Origin of the sequence: Citrobacter sp. Cf072, assembly GCF_030334485.1 — a bacterium.
GTDB lineage: Bacteria > Pseudomonadota > Gammaproteobacteria > Enterobacterales > Enterobacteriaceae > Citrobacter > Citrobacter freundii.
Genome location: NZ_JAOWDX010000047.1, coordinates 1,062,693 through 1,083,210 on the forward strand (window position 1 = coordinate 1,062,693; position 20,518 = coordinate 1,083,210).

Here is a 20,518-nt window from a genome sequence, read left to right on the forward strand (position 1 = left end):
CTATGGAAACAAAAAATTTAACTATCGGCGAACGCATCAGGTATCGTCGGAAAAACCTCAAACACACCCAAAGGTCTCTTGCTAAAGCCCTGAAAATCTCCCATGTGTCTGTATCACAATGGGAACGGGGTGATAGTGAACCTACAGGGAAGAACCTTTTTGCCCTCAGCAAAGTATTGCAATGCTCACCAACATGGATTCTATTTGGCGATGAAGACAAGCAACCAACACCACCTGTTGAGAAGCCAGTTGCCTTATCCCCCAAAGAACTAGAGCTCCTTGAGCTGTTTAATGCACTGCCAGAATCAGAACAGGATACCCAGCTCGCCGAAATGCGAGCTCGAGTAAAAAACTTCAATAAACTCTTTGAAGAATTACTAAAAGCCCGTCAGCGGACAAATAAAAGATAACATCATCAATGAGTTATCTTTTACCACATCAATTATGTTAGCTATAGCATACAAAATCACTTGACCGATATGTTAGTCATGGCTAATCTTGTTTGCATCAACACACCGCACGGTGTTCTCAGCAAACAGTTCCGCTACCCCAGCGTTAAGGGGAAATGAGGTCAGCATGGATACTATCGATCTTGGCAACAACGAATCTCTGGTGTACGGCGTGTTTCCAAACCAGGACGGCACGTTCACCGCAATGACGTATACCAAAAGCAAAACGTTTAAAACCGAAAATGGTGCCCGTCGCTGGCTGGAAAGAAACTCAGGTGAGTGATATGGATTTCGACACAATCATGGAAAAGGCTTACGAAGAATACTTCGAAGGCCTTGCCGAAGGCGAAGAAGCTCTCAGCTTCAGTGAGTTTAAACAGGCGCTTTCCAGTTCGGCAAAATCTAACGGCTGATAAGCGAAACAGCACCGCGAGGAATCAGTATGCAGAAACGAGAACCCGTCATCATCGCGCCAGACTATACCGATGATGAACTTTATGAGTGGATGCGCCAGAAAATTAATGCAGCGCAGGATCTGAAATGGGCTAATGAAGCCAGGGCTAAGCAGGCTGAAAATCTGTCCGCTCTGGAGCAGGATATCACCAATCTGGAAAAAGCAGCGGCATTAAGCATTGCCAGAATGATTACATACCCGCGTTAGTAGCTAATCAACAAAGCTAAGGTTAGTAATTAAGGAGTTCTCCACGGGTGAGGTGGAGTGCGTGCGCCGGACACGGGTGCGCATCCGGAACTGACAGTTTACTGAAAGGATATTTCCCTGAAAAGTCAGACCATAACGCGAAAGCGCACGGCGAGGTAGCTGGTTCATAGATAGCCTGTCGTTAAATTTTCGTCGACCGTGCGCTTCCGGTTGTGGCAACCCGCGAAATGGCGCGGCGGTAAGTATGGCGGGGTTATTCCTTCCCCGTTGAGGACACCGGGTTGTCAGGTTGACCATACGCTTAAGTGACAACCACGCTGCAACGCCCTCTGTTATCAATTTTCTGGTGACGTTTGGCGGTATCAGTTTTACTCCGTGACTGCTCTGCCGCCCTTTTTAAAGTGAATTTTGTGATGTGGTGAATGCGGCTGAGCGCACGCGGAACAGTTAAAACCAAAAACAGTGTTATGGGTGGATTCTCTGTATCCGGCGTTAATTGTTAACTGGTTAACGTCACCTGGAGGCACCAGGCACTGCATCACAAAATTCATTGTTGAGGACGCGATAATGAAAACGTTATTACCAAACGTTAATACGTCTGAAGGTTGTTTTGAAATTGGTGTCACTATCAGTAACCCAGTATTTACTGAAGATGCCATTAACAAGAGAAAACAAGAACGGGAGCTATTAAATAAAATATGCATTGTTTCAATGCTGACTCGTTTACGTCTGATGCCAAAAGGATGTGCACAATGAATTCAGCATTTGTGCTTGTTCTGACAGTTTTTCTTGTTTCCGGAGAGCCAGTTGATATTGCAGTCAGTGTTCACAGGACAATGCAGGAGTGTATGACTGCAGCAACCGAACAGAAAATTCCCGGTAACTGTTACCCGGTCGATAAAGTTATTCACCAGGATAATATCGAAATCCCGGCAGGTCTTTAAAACAGTTCCGTAATAAATATCCGGTTTCATTCTTATATGCCAGCAATGGCAGGGATTTGTTCATCCTTAAATCTGTCATGAGGTTAAAACAAATGAGTAAAGTCTTTATTTGCGCCGCTATTCCTGACGAACTGGCAACAAGGGAAGAAGGCGCTGTGGCTGTAGCCACAGCCATTGAAGCTGGCGACGAACGCCGTGCTCGAGCAAAATTTCACTGGCAATTCCTGGAACATTATCCGGCTGCTCAGGACTGCGCTTATAAATTTATTGTCTGCGAGGATAAACCTGGCATACCCCGCCCTGCCCTCGATTCATGGGATGCTGAATATATGCAGGAAAACCGCTGGGATGAGGAGTCTGCTTCTTTTGTCCCGGTTGAGACTGAATCCGATCCGATGAACGTCACTTTTGACAAGCTGGCCCCTGAAGTACAGAACGCTGTCATGGTTAAGTTCGACACATGTGAAAACATCACCGTTGATATGGTTATTAGCGCACAGGAATTGTTGCAGGAAGACATGGCAACATTCGACGGACATATCGTTGAAGCGTTGATGAAAATGCCAGAAGTTAACGCCATGTATCCGGAGCTTAAGTTGCACGCCATTGGGTGGGTTAAGCATAAATGTATTCCTGGTGCTAAATGGCCCGAAATTCAGGCAGAGATGCGCATCTGGAAAAAACGTCGCGAAGGTGAACGCAAGGAAACCGGAAAATACACGTCTGTTGTTGATCTCGCCCGCGCCAGAGCCAATCAACAGTACACTGAAAATTCAACAGGAAAAATCAGCCCGGTCATTGCTGCCATTCATCGCGAATACAAGCAGACATGGAAAACACTGGATGACGAACTGGCCTACGCTCTCTGGCCTGGTGATGTGGATGCCGGAAACATTGACGGCAGCATCCATCGCTGGGCAAAAAAAGAAGTTATCGACAACGACCGCGAAGACTGGAAGCGTATCTCGGCATCAATGCGCAAACAGCCTGATGCCCTTCGCTACGACCGCCAAACTATTTTTGGCCTTGTCCGTGAGCGTCCGATCGACATTCACAAAGATCCCGTAGCACTGAACAAATATATCTGCGAATACCTGACGACAAAGGGCGTGTTTGAGAATGAAGAAACAGACCTGGGCACTGTTGATGTTCTCCAGTCATCAGAAACACAAACTGATGCAGTGGAAACTGAGGTATCTGATATCCCAAAAAATGAAACCGCGCCGGAAGCTGAACCATCTGTAGAGCGTGAGGGGCCGTTCTATTTCCTCTTCGCAGATAAGGACGGAGAAAAATACGGTCGCGCAAACAAACTCTCTGGTCTGGATAAGGCACTGGCTGCTGGCGCCACTGAAATCACAAAAGAAGAATATTTTGCCCGAAAAAATGGCACATACACGGGCTTACCGCAAAATGTAGATACCGCTGAAGATTCAGAACAACCAGAGCCGATAAAAGTTACCGCTGACGAAGTAAACAAAATTATGCAGGCAGCCAATATCAGCCAGCCTGACGCCGATAAGTTGCTTGCTGCATCACGTGGTGAATTTGTTGAAGGGATTAGTGACCCGAATGATCCGAAATGGGTTAAGGGGCTCCAGACCCGCGATTCTGTGAACCAGAACCAGCATGAATCGGAACGGAACTACCAAAAAGCGGAACAAAACAGTCCAAATGCGTTACAAAACGAGCCAGAAACGAAACAGCCTGAACCAGTAGCGCAACAGGAAGTGGAAAAAGTCTGCACCGCCTGCGGTCAGACCGGCGGCGGCAACTGCACTGATTGTGGCGCGGTGATGGGCGACGCAACATACCAAGAAACATTCGATGAAGAGTATCAGGTTGAAGTTCAGGAAGATGATCCGGAGGAAATGGAAGGCGCTGAACATCCACACAAGGAGAACACTGGCGGCAATCAGCATCACAATAGCGATAATGAAACTGGCGAGACGGCAGATCACCCAATTAAGGTGAACGGTCATCACGAAATCACATCCACCAGCAGGACGTGTGACCATCTAATGATCGACCTTGAAACCATGGGAAAAAATCCTGATGCCCCGATCATCTCAATAGGTGCAATATTTTTCGATCCGCAAACCGGAGATATGGGACCGGAATTTAGTAAGACTATCGATCTGGAAACTGCTGGCGGAGTCATTGATCGGGACACCATTAAATGGTGGCTTAAGCAATCACGCGAAGCGCAATCTGCCATTATGACTGATGAAATCCCGTTAGATGATGCACTGTTACAATTGCGAGAATTTATCGACGAAAACTCCGGTGAATTTTTTGTTCAGGTTTGGGGAAATGGAGCCAACTTCGACAACACGATTTTGCGCCGTTCATACGAACGGCAGGGGATCCCCTGCCCGTGGCGTTACTACAACGATCGCGATGTACGCACAATCGTTGAGCTGGGGAAAGCCATAGACTTCGATGCCAGAACGGCTATTCCATTCGAAGGTGAGCGCCATAATGCACTTGATGACGCCCGTTACCAGGCAAAATACGTTTCAGTTATCTGGCAAAAACTGATCCCGAGTCAGGCTGATTCTTAATGTTCAACTGTCGCCGGTTGTGACTGGTATTCTGCAACCGGCGCTCGTCTGATGTAAGAGATAAAGAAATCGATGAGCGAAGTAATCATGATTGTCTCTCCCGGCAAATGGGTATCCGAAGAGCAGTTAATTGCGCTGAAAGGAATAAAAAAAGGTACGTTAAAAAAGGCCCGGGAAAAATCGTTTATGGAAGGAAGGGAATATAAGCATGTCGCTCATGACGGTATGCCATGGGATAACAGTCCATGCTTTTACAACCTGGAAGAAATTGATCGCTGGATTGAGCGCCAGGCATCAGCGAGACCAAGACGTCATCTTACTTGACTAAAAGCCACACTAACTAATGAGAGAAGTTGAAATGAAATATCCGACAGGCGTGGAAAACCATGGAGGGAAATTACGTATCTGGTTTGTTTATAAAGGCGTAAGAGTCAGGGAAAATCTGGGGGTTCCTGACACAGCAAAAAACAGGCGCGTTGCAGGTGAACTACGCTCCTCTGTTTGTTACGCAATAAAAACTGGTGTTTTCGACTATGCAAAACAGTTTCCCTCCTCACGCAATCTGGAAAAATTTGGTGAGGCCCGACAAGATTTAACCATAAAAGAACTGGCTGAAAAATTTCTGGCACTGAAAGAAACTGAAGTCGCCAAAACATCACTCAACACATACCGTGCCGTCATCAAAAATATCCTAAGCATAATCGGTGAAAAAAATCTTGCCTCATCGATTAATAAAGAAAAATTACTGGAGGTTCGTAAAGAGCTACTGACTGGATACCAGATCCACAAAAGTAACTATATTGTTACACAACCAGGGAGATCGGCTGTAACTGTAAATAATTACATGACAAATCTTAACGCCGTGTTCCAGTTTGGTGTTGATAACGGTTACCTGGCAGATAATCCGTTTAAGGGGATCTCGCCATTAAAGGAATCAAGAACCATTCCGGATCCTCTTTCGCGGGAGGAATTTATCCGTCTTATCGATGCGTGCAGAAATCAGCAAGCAAAAAATTTATGGTGTGTTTCTGTTTATACTGGCGTTCGCCCTGGTGAGCTGTGTGCACTTGGATGGGAGGACATAGATCTGAAAAATGGAACAATGATGATCAGGAGAAATTTAGCAAAAGACCGTTTCACGGTACCAAAAACACAGGCGGGAACCAATCGGGTCATTCATCTTATTAAGCCAGCAATCGACGCTCTCCGGAGTCAGATGACATTAACGAGACTGAGCAAAGAGCATATCATTGATGTTCACCTCAGAGAGTATGGCAGAACAGAAAAACAAAAATGCACCTTTGTTTTTCAACCTGAAGTATCAGCGAGAGTAAAAAATTATGGTGACCATTTTACCGTTGACTCAATAAGGCAGATGTGGGACGCAGCGATAAAACGTGCCGGACTCCGCCATCGAAAATCATATCAGTCGAGACATACTTATGCCTGCTGGTCGCTGACTGCTGGTGCTAACCCGGCATTTATAGCAAACCAGATGGGCCATGCAGATGCGCAAATGGTATTTCAGGTATACGGAAAATGGATGTCTGAAAACAATAATGCACAGGTAGCTTTGTTAAATACACAGTTAAGCGAGTTTGCCCCAACCATACCCCATAACGAAGCAATGAAAAATTAATTTAATATTTATCAAATAGTTGACACGTATGACTCTTGAAATCCATAAATTCGAGCGCAGTACCCAACCATCCGGATACGGCAGCTCTGACCAGATCTTTCGTGGACCTTTCGTGTTTTTCTTGATTCATATTGGCTATCTCTAAGAGGTAAGATGCGTACCACTTACTCGCAGTTTTTATATTATTCAGTGAATGTGAGTAAGACTTTGCAGCAGTGCTGCTGATCTTTCTCAAACAATTCAATTGCGTCTGTAACGTGGTGATAGTCAAAAGTGTGAGTAATAAGTTGATTAGGATCGATGAGTCCATTGACCAACCAGTCAATCACAACCGGGAATTTGTTCGCATTTAATCTTGAGGAATAAATGGACAGTTCTTTACCGGTAATACCTTGTTGAATAATCTGACAAGGATCGCTGGAGAAGCCCATCAGAACAATTCGCGCGGCTGGCGATGCCAGCGTGATAGCCTCCTGTAAAATGGATGGATGGCAAGCTGCATCCACGATGATGGTCGGTTTTAGCCCGTTTTCTACCAGAAACTCTTGCAACGAATGCTGACTATTATTGATGGCCCAGTCTGCACCACACTGCTTCGCCATGGCCAGGCGTTCATCGATTCTGTCAGCAATCACTACGGTTTTAACCTTATAGACACGTTTAAGCGCCTGTACGGTGGTCAGTCCCATAGGCCCTGCGCCATAAATCAGCGCAATATCGTTTTCTGTCGGATTAATTTGCCCGGTTACGTTTGCGGCGATGGTAAATGGTTCGACCATAACGGCATGCTCATCAGGCACAGTATCGGGGATCGTCCAGGCATTTTTCGCCGGCACGACAGCGTACTCGCTGAAACCGCCATCGCGATGCACGCCCAGCACCACCAACGATGTACAAACGTTAGGTTTACCAATGGAACAGGGATAACAATGTCCGCAGCTGATGACCGGATCAACGGACACCCGCTCGCCTATTCGCGAATGGTCAACGCCTTCACCTACCGCCTCGATCACACCATAAAACTCGTGGCCAATCACACGCGGGTATTGTGCAAATGGATTATGACCGCGGTAAATATGGCTGTCTGAACCACAAATTCCCGCCAGTTTCACTTTTACCCTGACCTCACCTGCTGAGGGTTCTGGCACCGGTCGTTCGGCGATAATCAGCGTATTCGGTTTTTCAATCACGATACTTTTCATAGCAAATCACTCCTTACCAGTTCCACAGCGTGCCATCTTCCAGGCGAGCAACAGGCAGATATGCAGGGTCATACGGATATTTCGCCGCCAGTTTTTCGTCAAACTCGATCCCAAGGCCGGGTTTGTCTCCTGGGTGCATATAGCCGTTATCAAAGGTCCAGTTATGTGGGAACACTTCCAGCATCTGCTCGGAATAGCCCATATATTCCTGTACGCCGAAGTTCGGCACCCACAGATCAAAATGCAGCGCGGCGGCCATGCACACAGGCGATAGATCGGAAGGTCCATGTGAACCGGTACGTACCTGATACAGCGACGCGAAATCAGCAATCCGGCGCATACCGGTGATACCCCCCGCATGGGTGATGGTGGTGCGGATATAGTCGATCAATTGTTCTTCGATCAGCTGTTTGCAGTCCCAGATGCTATTGAACACTTCCCCTACCGCAATCGGCGTGACGGTATGCTGGCGGATCAGGCGGAAGCACTCCTGGTTTTCAGCAGGGGTTGGGTCTTCCATCCAGAACAGACGATATTGCTCAATGCTTTTGCCAAAACGCGCCGCTTCAATTGGCGTCAGACGGTGATGCATGTCGTGCAGAAGATGTTCGTTGAAACCGAATTTATCGCGCACGGCTTCAAACAGTTTTGGTGTGAAATCGAGATATTTCTCCGTTGACCATAACTGTTCTTCCGGCCATTGCCCTTTTGTGGCAGGTTCATAGGCCAGTCCTTTGCCTTTAGACATACCGTAAGTGGTTTTCATGCCCGGTACGCCACACTGCACGCGAATCGCTTTAAAACCCATTTCTTTATGACGCGCATAATCTTCCAGTACGTCATCAACGGTATGGCCAGTGGTGTGGCAATAAACCATAACTCCTTCACGAGAAGCACCGCCGAGTAACTGGTACAACGGCATATTGGCTGCTTTCGCTTTGATGTCCCACAATGCCATATCCACTGCGGAAATCGCCGACATGGTGACCGGCCCACGACGCCAGTACGCGCCTTTGTAGAAAAACTGCCAGATATCCTCAATACGATGCGCATCGCGACCAATAAGCTGCGGACACACGTGATCTTTCAGATACGACGCCACGGACAGCTCGCGTCCATTTAATGTGGCATCTCCCAGCCCGGTGATCCCATCTTCTGTCGTAATTTTCAACGTCACAAAATTACGCCCAGGACAGGTAACAAAAACATCAGCCCCAACAATCTTCATTTCTTATTCCCTACATCTGTTCTTGTGATGCATGAAATTTACCCAACTGAGCTACTACCATACAAGTATAAAGATCAAAAAAACTCTGCTTGATCACAAAAAAGGCGCTATGCGCGCCCCCATCCTGCCACAATGATCAACATGCCGCACAACGCCACCAGCGCGCCAGACCAGTCATACAAACTGAGTTTTACACCATCGACAATGCGTAGCCATAGCAGCGCGGTCACCACGTAAACACCGCCATAGGCTGCGTATACACGCCCACTGGCTGCCGGATGCAGTGTCAGCAACCAGACGAATAAAGCCAGTGACATCCCGGCGGGTATCAGCAACCAGGCTGTAGCCCCGCGCTTAAGCCAAAGCCAGGGTAAAAAGCAGCCAATGATTTCGCATAACGCGGTGACGAAAAAAAGAAATGTGGTCTTAAGCATTGATGTTATTCAGTTACCTTCGGTTTAACTATGATACGACAGAATCTCGTTAGCGTATCCATATCCACCGGGTGGGTATGCCCGCAAACCGGAATAGTGTAGAATTTAACCCTGTTTTATCGTTTTTACCCTTTCCCATAAAAGGAATTCGCCATGAAAATTACACTGACCAAACGCCTGTGCCTGACGGCTATGCTGACGCTGGCTGCGGCTGTGTACACCTCTTCCGCATTTGCTGAAACCAGTAAACTGGTCATTGAATCCGGGGACAGTGCGCAAAGTCGTCAACAAGCAGCAATGGAAAAGGAACAATGGAACGATACGCGTCAGCTTCGCCAGAAAGTCAACAAACGTGCAGAGAAAGAGTGGGACAAAGCCGATACAGCCTTTGATAGCCGTGATAAATGCGAACAGAGCGCTAATATTAATGCGTACTGGGAACCTAACACACTGCGCTGCCTTGATCGCCGGACTGGCCGCACCGTTGCCCCATAATTATTGCACTTTGAAGGATATTGAAAGGATACGATATGACTAGCGCCCTCAGTGTTAAGTTGCGCCCGCTGGAGCGTGAAGATTTACGATTCGTTCATCAGCTTGATAATAACGCCAGCGTAATGCGTTACTGGTTTGAAGAACCTTACGAAGCGTTTGTTGAGCTGTCAGACCTGTATGACAAACACATTCACGACCAAAGCGAACGTCGCTTTGTGGTGGAATGCGACGGTGAAAAAGCCGGACTCGTGGAACTGGTTGAAATTAACCATGTGCACCGACGGGCGGAATTCCAGATCATTATTTCCCCTGATTATCAGGGCAAAGGTCTGGCTTCCCGGGCTGCTAAGCTGGCGATGGATTACGGCTTCACCGTACTCAATTTATATAAGCTGTATCTGATCGTTGATAAAGAGAACGAAAAAGCTATCCACATCTACCGTAAACTTGGCTTTATGGTCGAAGGCGAACTGATTCATGAATTCTTTATCAACGGCCAATACCGCAACACTATACGTATGTGTATCTTCCAGCAGCAGTATCTGGCAGAACATAAAACGTCAGGTCCTAACCTGCTGCAACCTACCGCTCAATAAAGCCTGACTAATAGTACGCGATGGTGTTTTCAATTGAGTAATGGTGTTCAACTGCCGGCTTCACGCTCTCGTCAACGATAACGAGCTGGCAGTTGACCGGATTTGCGTATTCATCGTATTTGCACGTTTGTTTGACGTTGCCTACCGGATGATTGTTGAGCAGGCTCACCGCGGTGTAATCCAGCTTCTTCAACGGATCGACCGACGGTGTGGCATCAACCTGTAAGGTATTGTCCTTATTGACGGTTGTTTTACCCAGCGGGTAGCCTTCCGCATCGTATCTATATTGCACCTTCATCTCTTTTCCCGTGGCAGAAACGACAAAACCGTTATCGTCGGTATCCCACACCACTCCTGCTGCAGGCAGTTCCGCCAGTTGGCATTTGCCCTGTAAACGGATCCGTTTTTCCAGCGTTTCGGCATCCCGGTAGTAGTTTGCATCCAGGACCAGCGCCATACCGGTATTGTTTTCAATATCGTGCAGTTCAAGCGTATCGAAACACCCTTCCTGTGACAGCGTACCAACGACACGCTTAGTGACCTCACCTTTATCATTGAGCAGCGTCTGGCTGAAATCTTTCACCGGCCCACGCAGCGGGTCGAAATCAAATTCATTGGAAAAACTGGCCATTTCCGGCGTAAAGGAAACCAGCCCTTTGGCGTTATCACACCCAACCAGCACGACGCACAGGAAACCTAACAGGGTCTGTTTCTTCACATTTTTCACCGGGATAAGAAGATAATTCTCAATCATATTAGCAAATACAGTTATTTACACCAGAAATGCTAATCTTAGTTTAAGTCGATCATAAAGGAGCTGATGATGAAATACATACCAGGAATTGCCGCGATCATATTGGTAGTCGCTTCCCCGCAGGTTCTGGCGGCACCCGCGTCATGCGAACGCGTAAAAAGCGATATCGAACAACGCATCATCAATAATGGTGTTGCTGAATCCAGCTTCACGCTGAATATTGTCCCCAACGATCAGGCCGATCAACCTGACTCACTGGTAGTCGGACATTGTGCAAATGATACGCACAAAATTCTCTATACCCGAACCAACAGCGGCAACACCCCCGCCAATAGCACATCTGCACAAGACGGACACGTCGCCGAACCGCAATAAATCTCACCCTCCGTGCGCGGAGGGTTACTCCAGTTTGATATGCATTAAGATGACATACTCATAAATGGGTAAACTCACTCCATTATTAGCATGCTATTAATTTCGCTGTAGAGATTAATATATAGCGATAACTATAATGGAGTGAGTTATGTCTGATACTGAGCAATATGGAGGCATCAGCCGCAGGACGTTAGTGAAATCCTCGGCTATCGGTTCGCTGGCGCTTGCCGCAGGCGGGCTGTCATTACCTTTTGGAATGCGCACCGCCGCCGCTGCGGTACAACGGGCGATACAACCGGCTGAAGAGAAAGTGGTTTGGGGCGCGTGTTCCGTGAACTGCGGCAGCCGTTGTGCCCTGCAACTCCACGTCAAAGATGACGAAGTCGTATGGGTGGAGTCCGATACGACCGGAGACGATCTTTATGGTCAGCACCAGGTTCGTGCCTGTCTGCGTGGGCGTTCAATCCGCCGACGGATCAATCATCCGGATCGCCTGAATTATCCGATGAAGCGCGTAGGCAAACGTGGTGAGGGAAAATTCGAACGTATAACCTGGCAGGAAGCGCTGGATACCATCAGTGACAGTTTAAAAAATACCGTGGAGAAATACGGTAATGAAGCTGTTTATATTAATTACACCTCAGGCATTGTAGGCGGCAACATTACGCGCTCCTCTCCTTATGCCTCGCTGGTCGCTCGCCTGATGAACTGCTATGGCGGTTTCCTGAGCCATTACGGCACTTACAGCACCGCACAAATCGCGGCAGCAATGCCCTATACCTACGGCTCAAATGACGGTAACAGCACATCCGACATCGAAAACACGAAACTGGTAGTAATGTTTGGCAATAATCCTGCCGAAACGCGCATGAGCGGCGGCGGAATAACGTACTTCCTTGAACAGGCCCGGGAGCGATCTAATGCCCGGATGATCGTCATTGATCCGCGCTATACCGATACCGCTGCGGGTCGTGAAGATGAGTGGATCCCTATCCGCCCAGGAACCGATGCCGCACTCGTGGCGGGACTTGCCTGGGTTATGATTAACGAAAATCTTGTCGATCAGGCGTTCCTCGACACATATTGCATCGGTTATGACGAGAAAACCCTACCCGCCGACGCCCCCGCTAACGGACATTACAAGGCCTATATACTTGGCAACGGCGATGACGGTATCGCTAAAACGCCCCAATGGGCCTCGCATGTCACCGGGATCCCCGCCGATCGCATTATCAAACTGGCTCGGGAAATCGGCAGCACAAAACCGGTATATATTTGTCAGGGCTGGGGGCCGCAGCGTCAGGCTAACGGCGAACTGACCTCACGGGCGATCGCGATGTTGCCTATCCTGACCGGCAACGTTGGCATCAACGGCGGCAATAGCGGTGCACGAGAATCAACCTACACCATCACGATTGAACGCATGCCGCTGCCGGAGAATCCCATCAAGACCCAGATATCCTGCTTTAGCTGGACCGACGCCATCGCTCGTGGCCCGGAAATGACCGCAACCCGCGATGGCGTGCGCGGGAAAGATAAGCTCGATGTACCGATTAAATTTATCTGGAACTACGCGGGCAACACCATTACTAATCAGCACTCAGATATCAATAAAACGCATGAGATCCTTCAGGATGACACGAAATGCGAAATGATAGTAGTCATCGAAAACTTCATGACATCTTCGGCCAAATATGCCGATATTCTGCTGCCGGACTTAATGACCGTCGAACAGGAAGACATTATTCCTAACGACTATGCGGGCAACATGGGATACCTCATTTTTATTCAACCCGCGACGTCACCGAAGTTCGAGCGTAAACCGATCTACTGGATAATGAGCGAAGTCGCCAAACGCCTTGGCAATGATATCTATCAACGCTTTACGGAAGGCCGTACTCAGGAACAGTGGCTCCAGTATTTGTATGCAAAAATGCTGGCCAAAGACCCCGCGCTGCCTTCCTATGACGAGCTGAAAAAAATGGGGATCTATAAACGTAAAGACCCTAACGGGCATTTTGTCGCTTATAAAAAATTCCGCGACGATCCGCAGGCCAATCCGCTCAAAACACCGTCCGGAAAGATTGAAATTTATTCCAGTCGACTGGCGAAAATAGCCAACACCTGGGAGTTGCAAAAGGACGAAGTAATTAGCCCGCTTCCCGTCTACGCCTCTACGTTTGAAGGGTGGGATGATCCGAAACGCAGCGCATTTCCGCTGCAGTTGTTTGGCTTCCATTACAAATCCCGTACGCACTCCAGCTACGGCAATATCGATGTTCTGCAGGCGTCCTGCCGTCAGGAAGTGTGGATCAACCCTGTCGATGCCCAAAAGCGTGGTATTGCAAATGGCGATTTGGTGCGGGTCTTTAACGACCGCGGTGAAGTACGTATTGCAGCCAAAGTGACGCCGCGGATCCTGCCCGGCGTCAGCGCAATGGGCCAGGGTGCATGGCACGATGCCGATATGACCGGCGACAAAATTGATCATGGCGCCTGCGTCAATACGCTGACAACACAGCGCCCTTCACCGCTGGCAAAAGGCAACCCACAGCACACTAATCTGGTCGAGATCGAGAAGGTTTAAGGACTAACCCATGACAACTCAGTATGGATTTTTTATTGATTCCAGTCGTTGCACCGGATGCAAAACCTGCGAACTGGCCTGCAAAGACTACAAGGATCTCACGCCCGACGTCAGTTTCCGCCGGATTTACGAATACGCCGGAGGTGACTGGCAGGAAGACAACGGCGTCTGGCGACAGAACGTTTTCGCCTACTACCTCTCCATTGCCTGTAACCACTGTGAAGATCCGGCCTGTACCAAGGTTTGCCCCAGCGGGGCTATGCATAAACGTGATGATGGTTTTGTGGTCGTTGATGAAGATGTGTGTATTGGCTGTCGTTACTGCCACATGGCCTGTCCGTACGGCGCACCGCAGTACAATGCCGCCAAAGGGCAAATGACCAAGTGCGATGGCTGTCATGACCGCGTGGCAGACGGCAAAAAGCCTGTCTGCGTCGAGTCCTGTCCGCTGCGTGCGCTGGACTTCGGTCCCATTGATGAACTGCGCGAAAAACATGGTGAGCTGGCAGCCGTCGCCCCGCTGCCGGGTGCGCACTTCACCAGACCGAGTATTGTGATCAAACCAAACGCCAATTGCCGCCCGACCGGGGATACCACGGGTTTTCTGGCTAATCCAAAGGAGGTGTAAAATGGGAAATGGATGGCATGAATGGCCGCTGGTACTGTTCACGGTGCTGGGCCAGTGCGTAGCCGGGGCGCTGATCGTAAGTGGCTACGGCTGGCTAACCACTAAAGACGATGCGGTAAAGCAGCGTATTGTGCGCAGCATGTTTTTTCTGTGGCTGGTGATGGGCATCGCCTTTCTCGCCTCAGTCATACATTTAGGTTCGCCGCTGCGCGCGTTTAACTCGCTGAACCGAATTGGCGCATCGGCGCTGAGTAACGAAATTGCCAGCGGTTCGCTGTTTTTCGCTGTCGGTGGCCTGTGGTGGCTGGTGGCGTTTCTCGGTAGAATGCCCGCAACGTTAGGTAAAATCTGGCTGCTGTTGAGCATGTTGCTGGGCCTGGTATTTGTCTATGCGATGACCAACGTCTACCAGATAGACACCGTCCCAACCTGGTATAATGGCTATACTACACTGGCGTTTTTCATGACGCTGCTGCTCAGTGGACCGCTGTTTGCCGCCCTGCTGCTGCGGGCTGCGGGTGTTTCCTGCAGCCCTGCCAGATTCGCCGGTATCAGCGTGCTGGCCCTGCTGGTGACCGTGGCTGTTGTTGTGCTGCAGGGACTGTCGCTCGGCGAAATCCACAGTACGGTACAAAACGCTGGCGCGCTGGTGCCCGACTACGCAAGCCTGCAGGTCTGGCGCATCCTCCTGCTGGTTGCGGGGCTGGGCTGCTGGATATGCCCGCTTGTCCGTCGCAAAGAATCGTCCGTCGGCGGACTGGCGCTGGGCTTAGTGTCCGTCCTCGCCGGTGAAATCATTGGCCGCGGCTTGTTTTACGGTTTACATATGACAGTCGGAATGGCTGTCGCAGGTTAATTTTCGGGTGCGGGGCAACCCGCACTGTTCAGGATTGTTTGCATGACCCATTTTTCACAACGTGACAACTTTTCCACCGCAGCGCGTGTGCTCGGCGCGCTGTTTTACTATGCCCCAGACAGTGCCGAAGCTTCGGCACTGGTCAGTGCGTTAAGCAACGATGGTTGGCAGGCGCAGTGGCCGCTTGAAAAGACAACGCTTTCGCCGTTAGTTGCACAGTTTCAGGCTGAGGCCGATGAGTCTCTCCCGCAAGCCTGGCAACGTCTGTTTGTTGGCCCTTATGCGCTCCCTTCTCCGCCTTGGGGATCCGTCTGGCTGGATCGTGAAAACGTGTTGTTTGGCGACTCCACGCTGGCTCTGCGTCAGTGGATGCGTGACAACGGTATCCAGTTTGCTATGCAGCAAAATGAGCCAGAAGATCACTTTGGTTCACTACTGTTGCTGACGGCCTGGCTTGCTGAGAACGAACGCCACACCGAGTGCGAACAGCTGCTGGCCTGGCATCTGTTCCCATGGTCATCGCGCTTCCTTAATGTGTTTATCGAAAAAGCCGATCACCCGTTCTATCAGGCGCTGGGTGAGTTGGCGCGTCTGACGCTGGCACAGTGGCAATCACAGTTATTGATCCCGGTAGCCGATAAGCCTTTGTTTCGTTAATTTCGTCACAGGCAGGATGCATACTGTCTGTGGTGCATCCTGTTGCGCACGCTGAGCTTTTGCTTCTGTTGTCAAATAGCCGCAAAATAAAACGTCTGAAACTTCCTCTCTGGCCACACATGCATCATTTACATGCTTATCCTGACCTGCGCGCCATGTTCCGCCGTCTGCTGATCGCCGCGTTGATTGGCGTCCTTGCTGCGCTGGCCGTCGCAGGATTTCGTCATGCCATGCTGCTTCTCGAATGGTTGTTTCTGAGCAATAACACGGGGAGTCTGGTCAACGCTGCGACAAACCTTTCGCCTTTAAGGCGTATGCTGACACCTGCACTCGGCGGTCTGGCGGCAGGATTACTACTGTGGGGCTGGCAAAAATTTAACCGTTTACGCCCACAGGCTCCCACTGATTATATGGAAGCTCTACAAACCGACGGACAATTTGACGTCAGTGCAAGCCTGGTGAAATCGCTGGCCTCGTTACTGGTTGTCGCCAGCGGGAGCGCTATCGGACGCGAAGGTGCCATGATTTTACTGGCGGCGCTGGCGGCTTCCTGCTTTGCTCAACGCTTTACCCCACGTACAGAATGGAAGTTATGGATTGCCTGCGGCGCCGCAGCGGGTATGGCCGGAGCCTATCATGCCCCGCTGGCGGGCAGTTTATTTATTGCCGAAGTGTTGTTTGGCACGCTGATCCTCGCATCACTGGGACCGGTAGTGGTGTCCGCCGTAGTCGCATTACTCACCACCAATCTGCTTAGCGACAGCAATGCGCTGCTGTATACCGTTCACCTGTCTCGGGAATTGCATACTCTGGAATACGTTATGATTGTCAGCACCGGTTTGGCTGCTGGCTTCTGCGGACCGCTCTTCATGTGGCTGATGACCACCAGCCATAATGGTTTTTTGCGCTTAAAACTCTCGCCGCCGTGGCAACTGGCGCTTGGTGGGTTGATCGTTGGCCTGCTTTCATTGCTCACGCCTGCGGTCTGGGGTAATGGCTACAGCGTGGTGCAGTCATATTTACTTTCGCCACCGCTGCTGGCCGTAGTTAGCGGGATTTTTATCTGCAAATTACTGGCGGTGCTTGCCAGCAGTGGATCCGGTGCGCCAGGTGGCGTGTTTACGCCAACGCTGTTTGTCGGCTTGTCGGTGGGCATGCTGCTGGGTCAGGTATGGGGATTATGGCTTCCGGGCTCAGATGAAATTGCTATTTTGCTGGGCTTAACGGGGATGGCCACGCTGCTGGCAGCTACCACGCATGCACCAATAATGTCGACCTTGATGGTTTGTGAAATGACCGGGGAGTATCGCCTGCTCCCCGGATTACTGATTGCCTGTGTCCTGGCGTCGGTGCTGTCGCGTACGTTACGCCACGACTCTATCTACCGACAGCACGCTGCCGAGCATTGACAGACGGATGTACTGCGACAGCTCACGCTGCTCTGCACGAGGCAGATAAGGCAGTTCACCGATAAGCGGGGCAGGTAATTTTTTACCCAGCACATCAATGATTTCCGCATAATGCGCCAGCCCCGGGTTGATTCGGTTCGCGACCCAGCCAATCAGCGGCAGTCCGTCGCTGGCAATCGCCTGTGCGGTGAGGATGGCATGATTAATACAGCCTTCCTGGATACCCACCACCATCAGCACCGGCAGTTGTTCCTGCACCACCCACTCCGATAACGGACGCAGATCGTTCATCAAGCTCCGCCAGCCTCCGGTGCCTTCCACGACAACGTGATCGACTTTTTCGCTGAGGCTTGCGAGACCGTTGGATAACAGGGTGTAATTGACCGGACCACTATGCGCTACGCTACTTTCGTCTTCGCTGAGCGCAATCGGGTTGACCGCTTCGTAAGGCAGTTCGATAGTGGACACGCTTTGCAGCACCAGCGCATCTTTGTTGCGCAGACCTTCGGGCGTCTCTTTGCTGCCTTTGGCTACAGGTTTGTAACCCGCAACGCTTTTACCCCCTGACGCTAACGCTTGTAGTAATGCGCGGGAAACCACGGTCTTCCCAACAGAAGTGTCTGTACCTGTAATAAAGAAACGCTTCAGCATCACTAACTCCACCGTTATGCTTTGAAAATATAAGTCAGGAAAATAAAACAGTGGAGAAAGTCTAAGGTATGACGAGCAGGATCAGCTTGAGATAGCGCAATTTTTCGTACGACAGTTAAAAAATGTTAACCCTGTAATAGACGAATCAACAAAGAACCGTTATACATCGCGTCCTTAACGAGCGCCGCCCCCGCCATCGTCCCCTGATTGGTAAACTGCGTACTTTCAACGACTATATGCTGACTGTAAGCCGGAAGTGCCTGCTGACGAATGCTGTCAGCGATGGTGGGGAACAAGATATCTGCCGCTTTACTGAGCGGAGACCCAATCAATATCTTTTGCGGGTTGAACAAATTCACCATGATGGCAAGAATTCTGCCGACGTGGGTCCCGACGCCGCTAATGATATCTTTCGCCAATAAATCACCCTGCATTGCCGCCAGACACAGTGCGTCTACCGTCAGCGGTTGTCCGTGTAAAGAAGAACTCATTGACTGCTTCAAGCGCACCTGCGCCAGTTCGAGCACGCTGTCGACGCTGGCGATCGTTTCCAGACAACCATGGTTACCGCAGTAGCAGCGTTTACCGTACGGATCCACCTGCGTATGGCCAATTTCCACCAGGCTACTGCTGCCTGCATGCAGTAAATGACCGTCAGTGATTACCCCGGCACCCACGTTATGATCGATCACCACCTGAATGACGTCGCGCGCACCACGCGATGCGCCGAAAAGCGCCTCAGCCATGGTCCAGGCGCTAATATCATGCTGAATATAGACCGGTACGCCAGTATGGTTCTCAAGCGCCTGGCCCAGCGGCATCTCTTTGACATCTTCGTAAAATGGCATGCGATGCACGATACCGTTTTCAGTATCAATAATGCCGGGTAAGGTGATGGCGATGGAGGTTAAGCGTTCCAGCTTTTGTTGATGGCGGATGAAAAACTGGTCGACCTGGGTAATAACACGTTCCAGAAGCGGTGTTTCACTGACCAGCTCCATTTCAAGACAATCTTCTACCACCAGTTTGCTGCTCAGATCGCGCAGTGCCAGAAAGATCTCGCCGCGACTGATACGGATGGATAAATAGTGCCAGGCTTCCGTTTCAACAACCAGCCCAACTGCCGGACGCCCACGGCTGCCCGCTTCCTTGATTTCCAGCTCTTGCACCAGGTGCGCTTCGAGCATTTCGCGGACAATTTTAGTAATACTGGCAGGCGCCAATTGCGCCAGGCGAGAGAGATCAATACGCGATACCGGACCCAGCTGATCAATCAGGCGATAAACCGCGCCAGCATTGGTCTGCTTAATTTGATCGATATGCCCAGGCTGACTATCAGCAACCACCACTTACTCCCTTTATTTTCGCGCTCCGAAATAATCTGCGGGCTATGGTGAAGCACTTCAATGGCTCCCGTCAACTTTTTACTTAGCCTTGTGATTTACTGCACATTTTCACTCATTTTTAAACTAAATTAATCGCCTGAACGGCAGCCAGCAGCTGCTCACGAAAGCGTTGCGCGGCGTGACTTTGCTCATGATGCTTTGGCCACACTAACCACATTTCCGAGACAGCATCTTCTTCCGCTATCGGGATCCAACACATTTCATATAGCTGCACCCGTTTAAAAGAAGCAGGAAGTATAGAAACCCCTAATCCTGCAGCCACCAGCCCGATGATAGTCATCGCTTCGCCAACCTCCTGCGCAATCGTCGGTTTTAGTCCATAGCGACGCATCAGGCCAAGAATATCATCATACAACCCTGTCCCCACATGGGGGTCAAAAAAGACAAATGGCTCATTCGCCAGCTCGGCCAACGTGACCACGGGTTTTTGCGCCAACGGATGCGCGCGTGGGATCATCGCCATCAGTGGTTCATGCAGAATGATTTCACGCTCCAGCGTTTCCGGAAGCTGCGTATTGCGCAGAAGTCCCAAATCCAGCGTCCCTTCATTGAGCGGGGCAATTTGCTCACGTGTGTTCATTTCGCGGGTTTGCATATGCACTGCCGGGTAGCTTTGACGAAACAGAGATAACGTATCTGAAACGGCTTTGATAAACGGCGCCGACGACGTAAAGCCGATACGCAATTCCCCTGCTTCTCCCAAATGCAAACGCTCAGCCCTGGCGGCGGCTTCATTAACCAGCCCGAGGATCTGCCGACTGTCTGCCAGAAACTGCTTTCCGGCAGAGGTCAGCGCCACGCTACGGTTAGTTCGGGCAAGTAACCGGGCGCCAACCTGCTGTTCAAGGATCTGGATCTGCTGGCTTAGCGGCGGTTGCGAAATGTTTAATCGCGCTGCCGCCCGACCAAAATGCAACTCTTCGGCAACGGCCACAAAGTAACGTAAATGACGCAGTTCGATATTCATATTTTTAAAATATTAT

At 50.0% G+C, this 20,518-nt stretch carries 24 protein-coding genes; 17 read left to right on the forward strand and 7 right to left on the reverse strand.

Annotation, left to right across the window (positions count from 1 at the left end; translation table 11 throughout):
* Nucleotides 1–2: 2 nt before the first annotated feature.
* The 9 genes from dicA to OGX66_RS23940 all read left to right on the forward strand — a co-directional run bounded on the left by dicA (nt 3) and on the right by OGX66_RS23940 (nt 6,257).
* Nucleotides 3–410 (forward strand): DNA-binding transcriptional dual regulator DicA, encoded by a 408-nt coding sequence (gene dicA / locus OGX66_RS23900; RefSeq protein WP_000448564.1) that lies wholly within the window; start codon nt 3–5, stop codon nt 408–410.
* A gap of 166 nt (nt 411–576) precedes the next feature.
* Nucleotides 577–732: a DUF1391 family protein gene (locus tag OGX66_RS23905; protein ID WP_000379575.1), complete on the forward strand. Its 156-nt coding sequence runs from the start codon at nt 577–579 to the stop codon at nt 730–732.
* Between the two features lies 1 nt (nt 733).
* Entirely contained in the window at nt 734–862 is a 129-nt protein-coding gene (gene ydfB / locus OGX66_RS23910; protein ID WP_000344964.1) for a protein YdfB, read from the forward strand.
* A gap of 29 nt (nt 863–891) precedes the next feature.
* Nucleotides 892–1,110 (forward strand): protein YdfC, encoded by a 219-nt coding sequence (ydfC, locus tag OGX66_RS23915; RefSeq protein ID WP_001171942.1) that lies wholly within the window; start codon nt 892–894, stop codon nt 1,108–1,110.
* A gap of 462 nt (nt 1,111–1,572) precedes the next feature.
* Nucleotides 1,573–1,866, forward strand: a complete 294-nt coding sequence (dicB, locus tag OGX66_RS24665) for a cell division inhibition protein DicB (protein ID WP_502873838.1) — start codon at nt 1,573–1,575, stop codon at nt 1,864–1,866.
* Nucleotides 1,863–2,054, forward strand: coding sequence for a lysis protein YdfD (ydfD, locus tag OGX66_RS23925; RefSeq protein ID WP_001083297.1), 192 nt, complete (start codon nt 1,863–1,865; stop codon nt 2,052–2,054). The genes dicB and ydfD overlap by 4 nt, the downstream gene beginning before the upstream one ends.
* 92 nt (nt 2,055–2,146) lie before the next feature.
* Nucleotides 2,147–4,618, forward strand: coding sequence for a 3'-5' exonuclease (locus OGX66_RS23930; RefSeq protein WP_113445582.1), 2,472 nt, complete (start codon nt 2,147–2,149; stop codon nt 4,616–4,618).
* Between the two features lie 72 nt (nt 4,619–4,690).
* Nucleotides 4,691–4,942: an excisionase family protein gene (locus OGX66_RS23935; protein ID WP_000005552.1), complete on the forward strand. Its 252-nt coding sequence runs from the start codon at nt 4,691–4,693 to the stop codon at nt 4,940–4,942.
* Nucleotides 4,943–4,976: 34 nt separating this feature from the next.
* Entirely contained in the window at nt 4,977–6,257 is a 1,281-nt protein-coding gene (locus OGX66_RS23940) for a site-specific integrase (RefSeq protein ID WP_286512415.1), read from the forward strand.
* Between the two features lie 182 nt (nt 6,258–6,439).
* On the opposite strand, the gene OGX66_RS23945 is transcribed toward OGX66_RS23940, so the two are convergent.
* From OGX66_RS23945 to OGX66_RS23955, 3 genes are all read right to left on the reverse strand, one after another.
* Nucleotides 6,440–7,459 (reverse strand): Zn-dependent oxidoreductase, encoded by a 1,020-nt coding sequence (locus OGX66_RS23945; protein WP_088902324.1) that lies wholly within the window; start codon nt 7,457–7,459, stop codon nt 6,440–6,442.
* Nucleotides 7,460–7,472: 13 nt separating this feature from the next.
* On the reverse strand, nt 7,473–8,687 hold the full coding sequence (gene rspA / locus OGX66_RS23950) for a starvation-sensing protein RspA (RefSeq protein ID WP_003032386.1): 1,215 nt from the start codon (nt 8,685–8,687) through the stop codon (nt 7,473–7,475).
* A 107-nt stretch (nt 8,688–8,794) separates the two neighbouring features.
* Nucleotides 8,795–9,121, reverse strand: a complete 327-nt coding sequence (locus tag OGX66_RS23955; RefSeq protein ID WP_003032384.1) for a YnfA family protein — start codon at nt 9,119–9,121, stop codon at nt 8,795–8,797.
* A 153-nt stretch (nt 9,122–9,274) separates the two neighbouring features.
* On the opposite strand from OGX66_RS23955, the gene OGX66_RS23960 reads away from it, so the two are divergent.
* Together OGX66_RS23960 and speG are read left to right on the forward strand one after the other, a co-directional pair.
* Entirely contained in the window at nt 9,275–9,616 is a 342-nt protein-coding gene (locus OGX66_RS23960) for a DUF1283 family protein (RefSeq protein WP_003032382.1), read from the forward strand.
* A gap of 35 nt (nt 9,617–9,651) precedes the next feature.
* Nucleotides 9,652–10,212 carry a spermidine N1-acetyltransferase gene (gene speG / locus OGX66_RS23965; RefSeq protein WP_003032379.1) on the forward strand — a complete coding sequence of 187 codons (561 nt, stop codon included), beginning with the start codon at nt 9,652–9,654 and terminating at the stop codon, nt 10,210–10,212.
* Between the two features lie 7 nt (nt 10,213–10,219).
* Here the strand turns inward: speG and OGX66_RS23970 are convergent, their stop codons facing one another.
* Nucleotides 10,220–10,930 (reverse strand): YnfC family lipoprotein, encoded by a 711-nt coding sequence (locus tag OGX66_RS23970; RefSeq protein WP_270921809.1) that lies wholly within the window; start codon nt 10,928–10,930, stop codon nt 10,220–10,222.
* A gap of 102 nt (nt 10,931–11,032) precedes the next feature.
* On the opposite strand from OGX66_RS23970, the gene OGX66_RS23975 reads away from it, so the two are divergent.
* The 6 genes from OGX66_RS23975 (at nt 11,033) to clcB (ending at nt 17,478) form a co-directional block, all read left to right on the forward strand.
* Nucleotides 11,033–11,341 carry a DUF1161 domain-containing protein gene (locus OGX66_RS23975; protein WP_088902325.1) on the forward strand — a complete coding sequence of 103 codons (309 nt, stop codon included), beginning with the start codon at nt 11,033–11,035 and terminating at the stop codon, nt 11,339–11,341.
* A gap of 148 nt (nt 11,342–11,489) precedes the next feature.
* Nucleotides 11,490–13,928 (forward strand): selenate/tellurate reductase subunit YnfE, encoded by a 2,439-nt coding sequence (gene ynfE / locus OGX66_RS23980; protein WP_163219656.1) that lies wholly within the window; start codon nt 11,490–11,492, stop codon nt 13,926–13,928.
* Between the two features lie 10 nt (nt 13,929–13,938).
* Nucleotides 13,939–14,556, forward strand: coding sequence for a DMSO/selenate family reductase complex B subunit (locus OGX66_RS23985; protein WP_088902326.1), 618 nt, complete (start codon nt 13,939–13,941; stop codon nt 14,554–14,556).
* A 1-nt stretch (nt 14,557) separates the two neighbouring features.
* Nucleotides 14,558–15,412, forward strand: coding sequence for a dimethyl sulfoxide reductase anchor subunit family protein (locus OGX66_RS23990; RefSeq protein WP_088902327.1), 855 nt, complete (start codon nt 14,558–14,560; stop codon nt 15,410–15,412).
* Nucleotides 15,413–15,454: 42 nt separating this feature from the next.
* The gene (gene dmsD, locus OGX66_RS23995) at nt 15,455–16,069 is read left to right on the forward strand and encodes a Tat proofreading chaperone DmsD (RefSeq protein WP_003028918.1); all 615 of its coding nucleotides are present in this window, start codon (nt 15,455–15,457) and stop codon (nt 16,067–16,069) included.
* Between the two features lie 119 nt (nt 16,070–16,188).
* On the forward strand, nt 16,189–17,478 hold the full coding sequence (clcB, locus tag OGX66_RS24000; RefSeq protein WP_032941314.1) for a voltage-gated ClC-type chloride channel ClcB: 1,290 nt from the start codon (nt 16,189–16,191) through the stop codon (nt 17,476–17,478).
* Here clcB and bioD read toward each other — a convergent pair.
* From bioD to ynfL, 3 genes are all read right to left on the reverse strand, one after another.
* Nucleotides 17,434–18,129, reverse strand: a complete 696-nt coding sequence (gene bioD / locus OGX66_RS24005; protein WP_003028922.1) for a dethiobiotin synthase — start codon at nt 18,127–18,129, stop codon at nt 17,434–17,436. The two genes, clcB and bioD, sit on opposite strands and share 45 nt — an antisense overlap.
* 125 nt (nt 18,130–18,254) lie before the next feature.
* A complete protein-coding gene (mlc, locus tag OGX66_RS24010; protein WP_003028923.1) occupies nt 18,255–19,475 on the reverse strand; it encodes a sugar metabolism global transcriptional regulator Mlc in 1,221 nt (406 codons plus the stop codon).
* A gap of 118 nt (nt 19,476–19,593) precedes the next feature.
* Nucleotides 19,594–20,502 carry a multidrug efflux transcriptional activator YnfL/SxtR(Kp) gene (gene ynfL / locus OGX66_RS24015; RefSeq protein ID WP_003836337.1) on the reverse strand — a complete coding sequence of 303 codons (909 nt, stop codon included), beginning with the start codon at nt 20,500–20,502 and terminating at the stop codon, nt 19,594–19,596.
* Between the last annotated feature and the right edge of the window lie 16 nt (nt 20,503–20,518).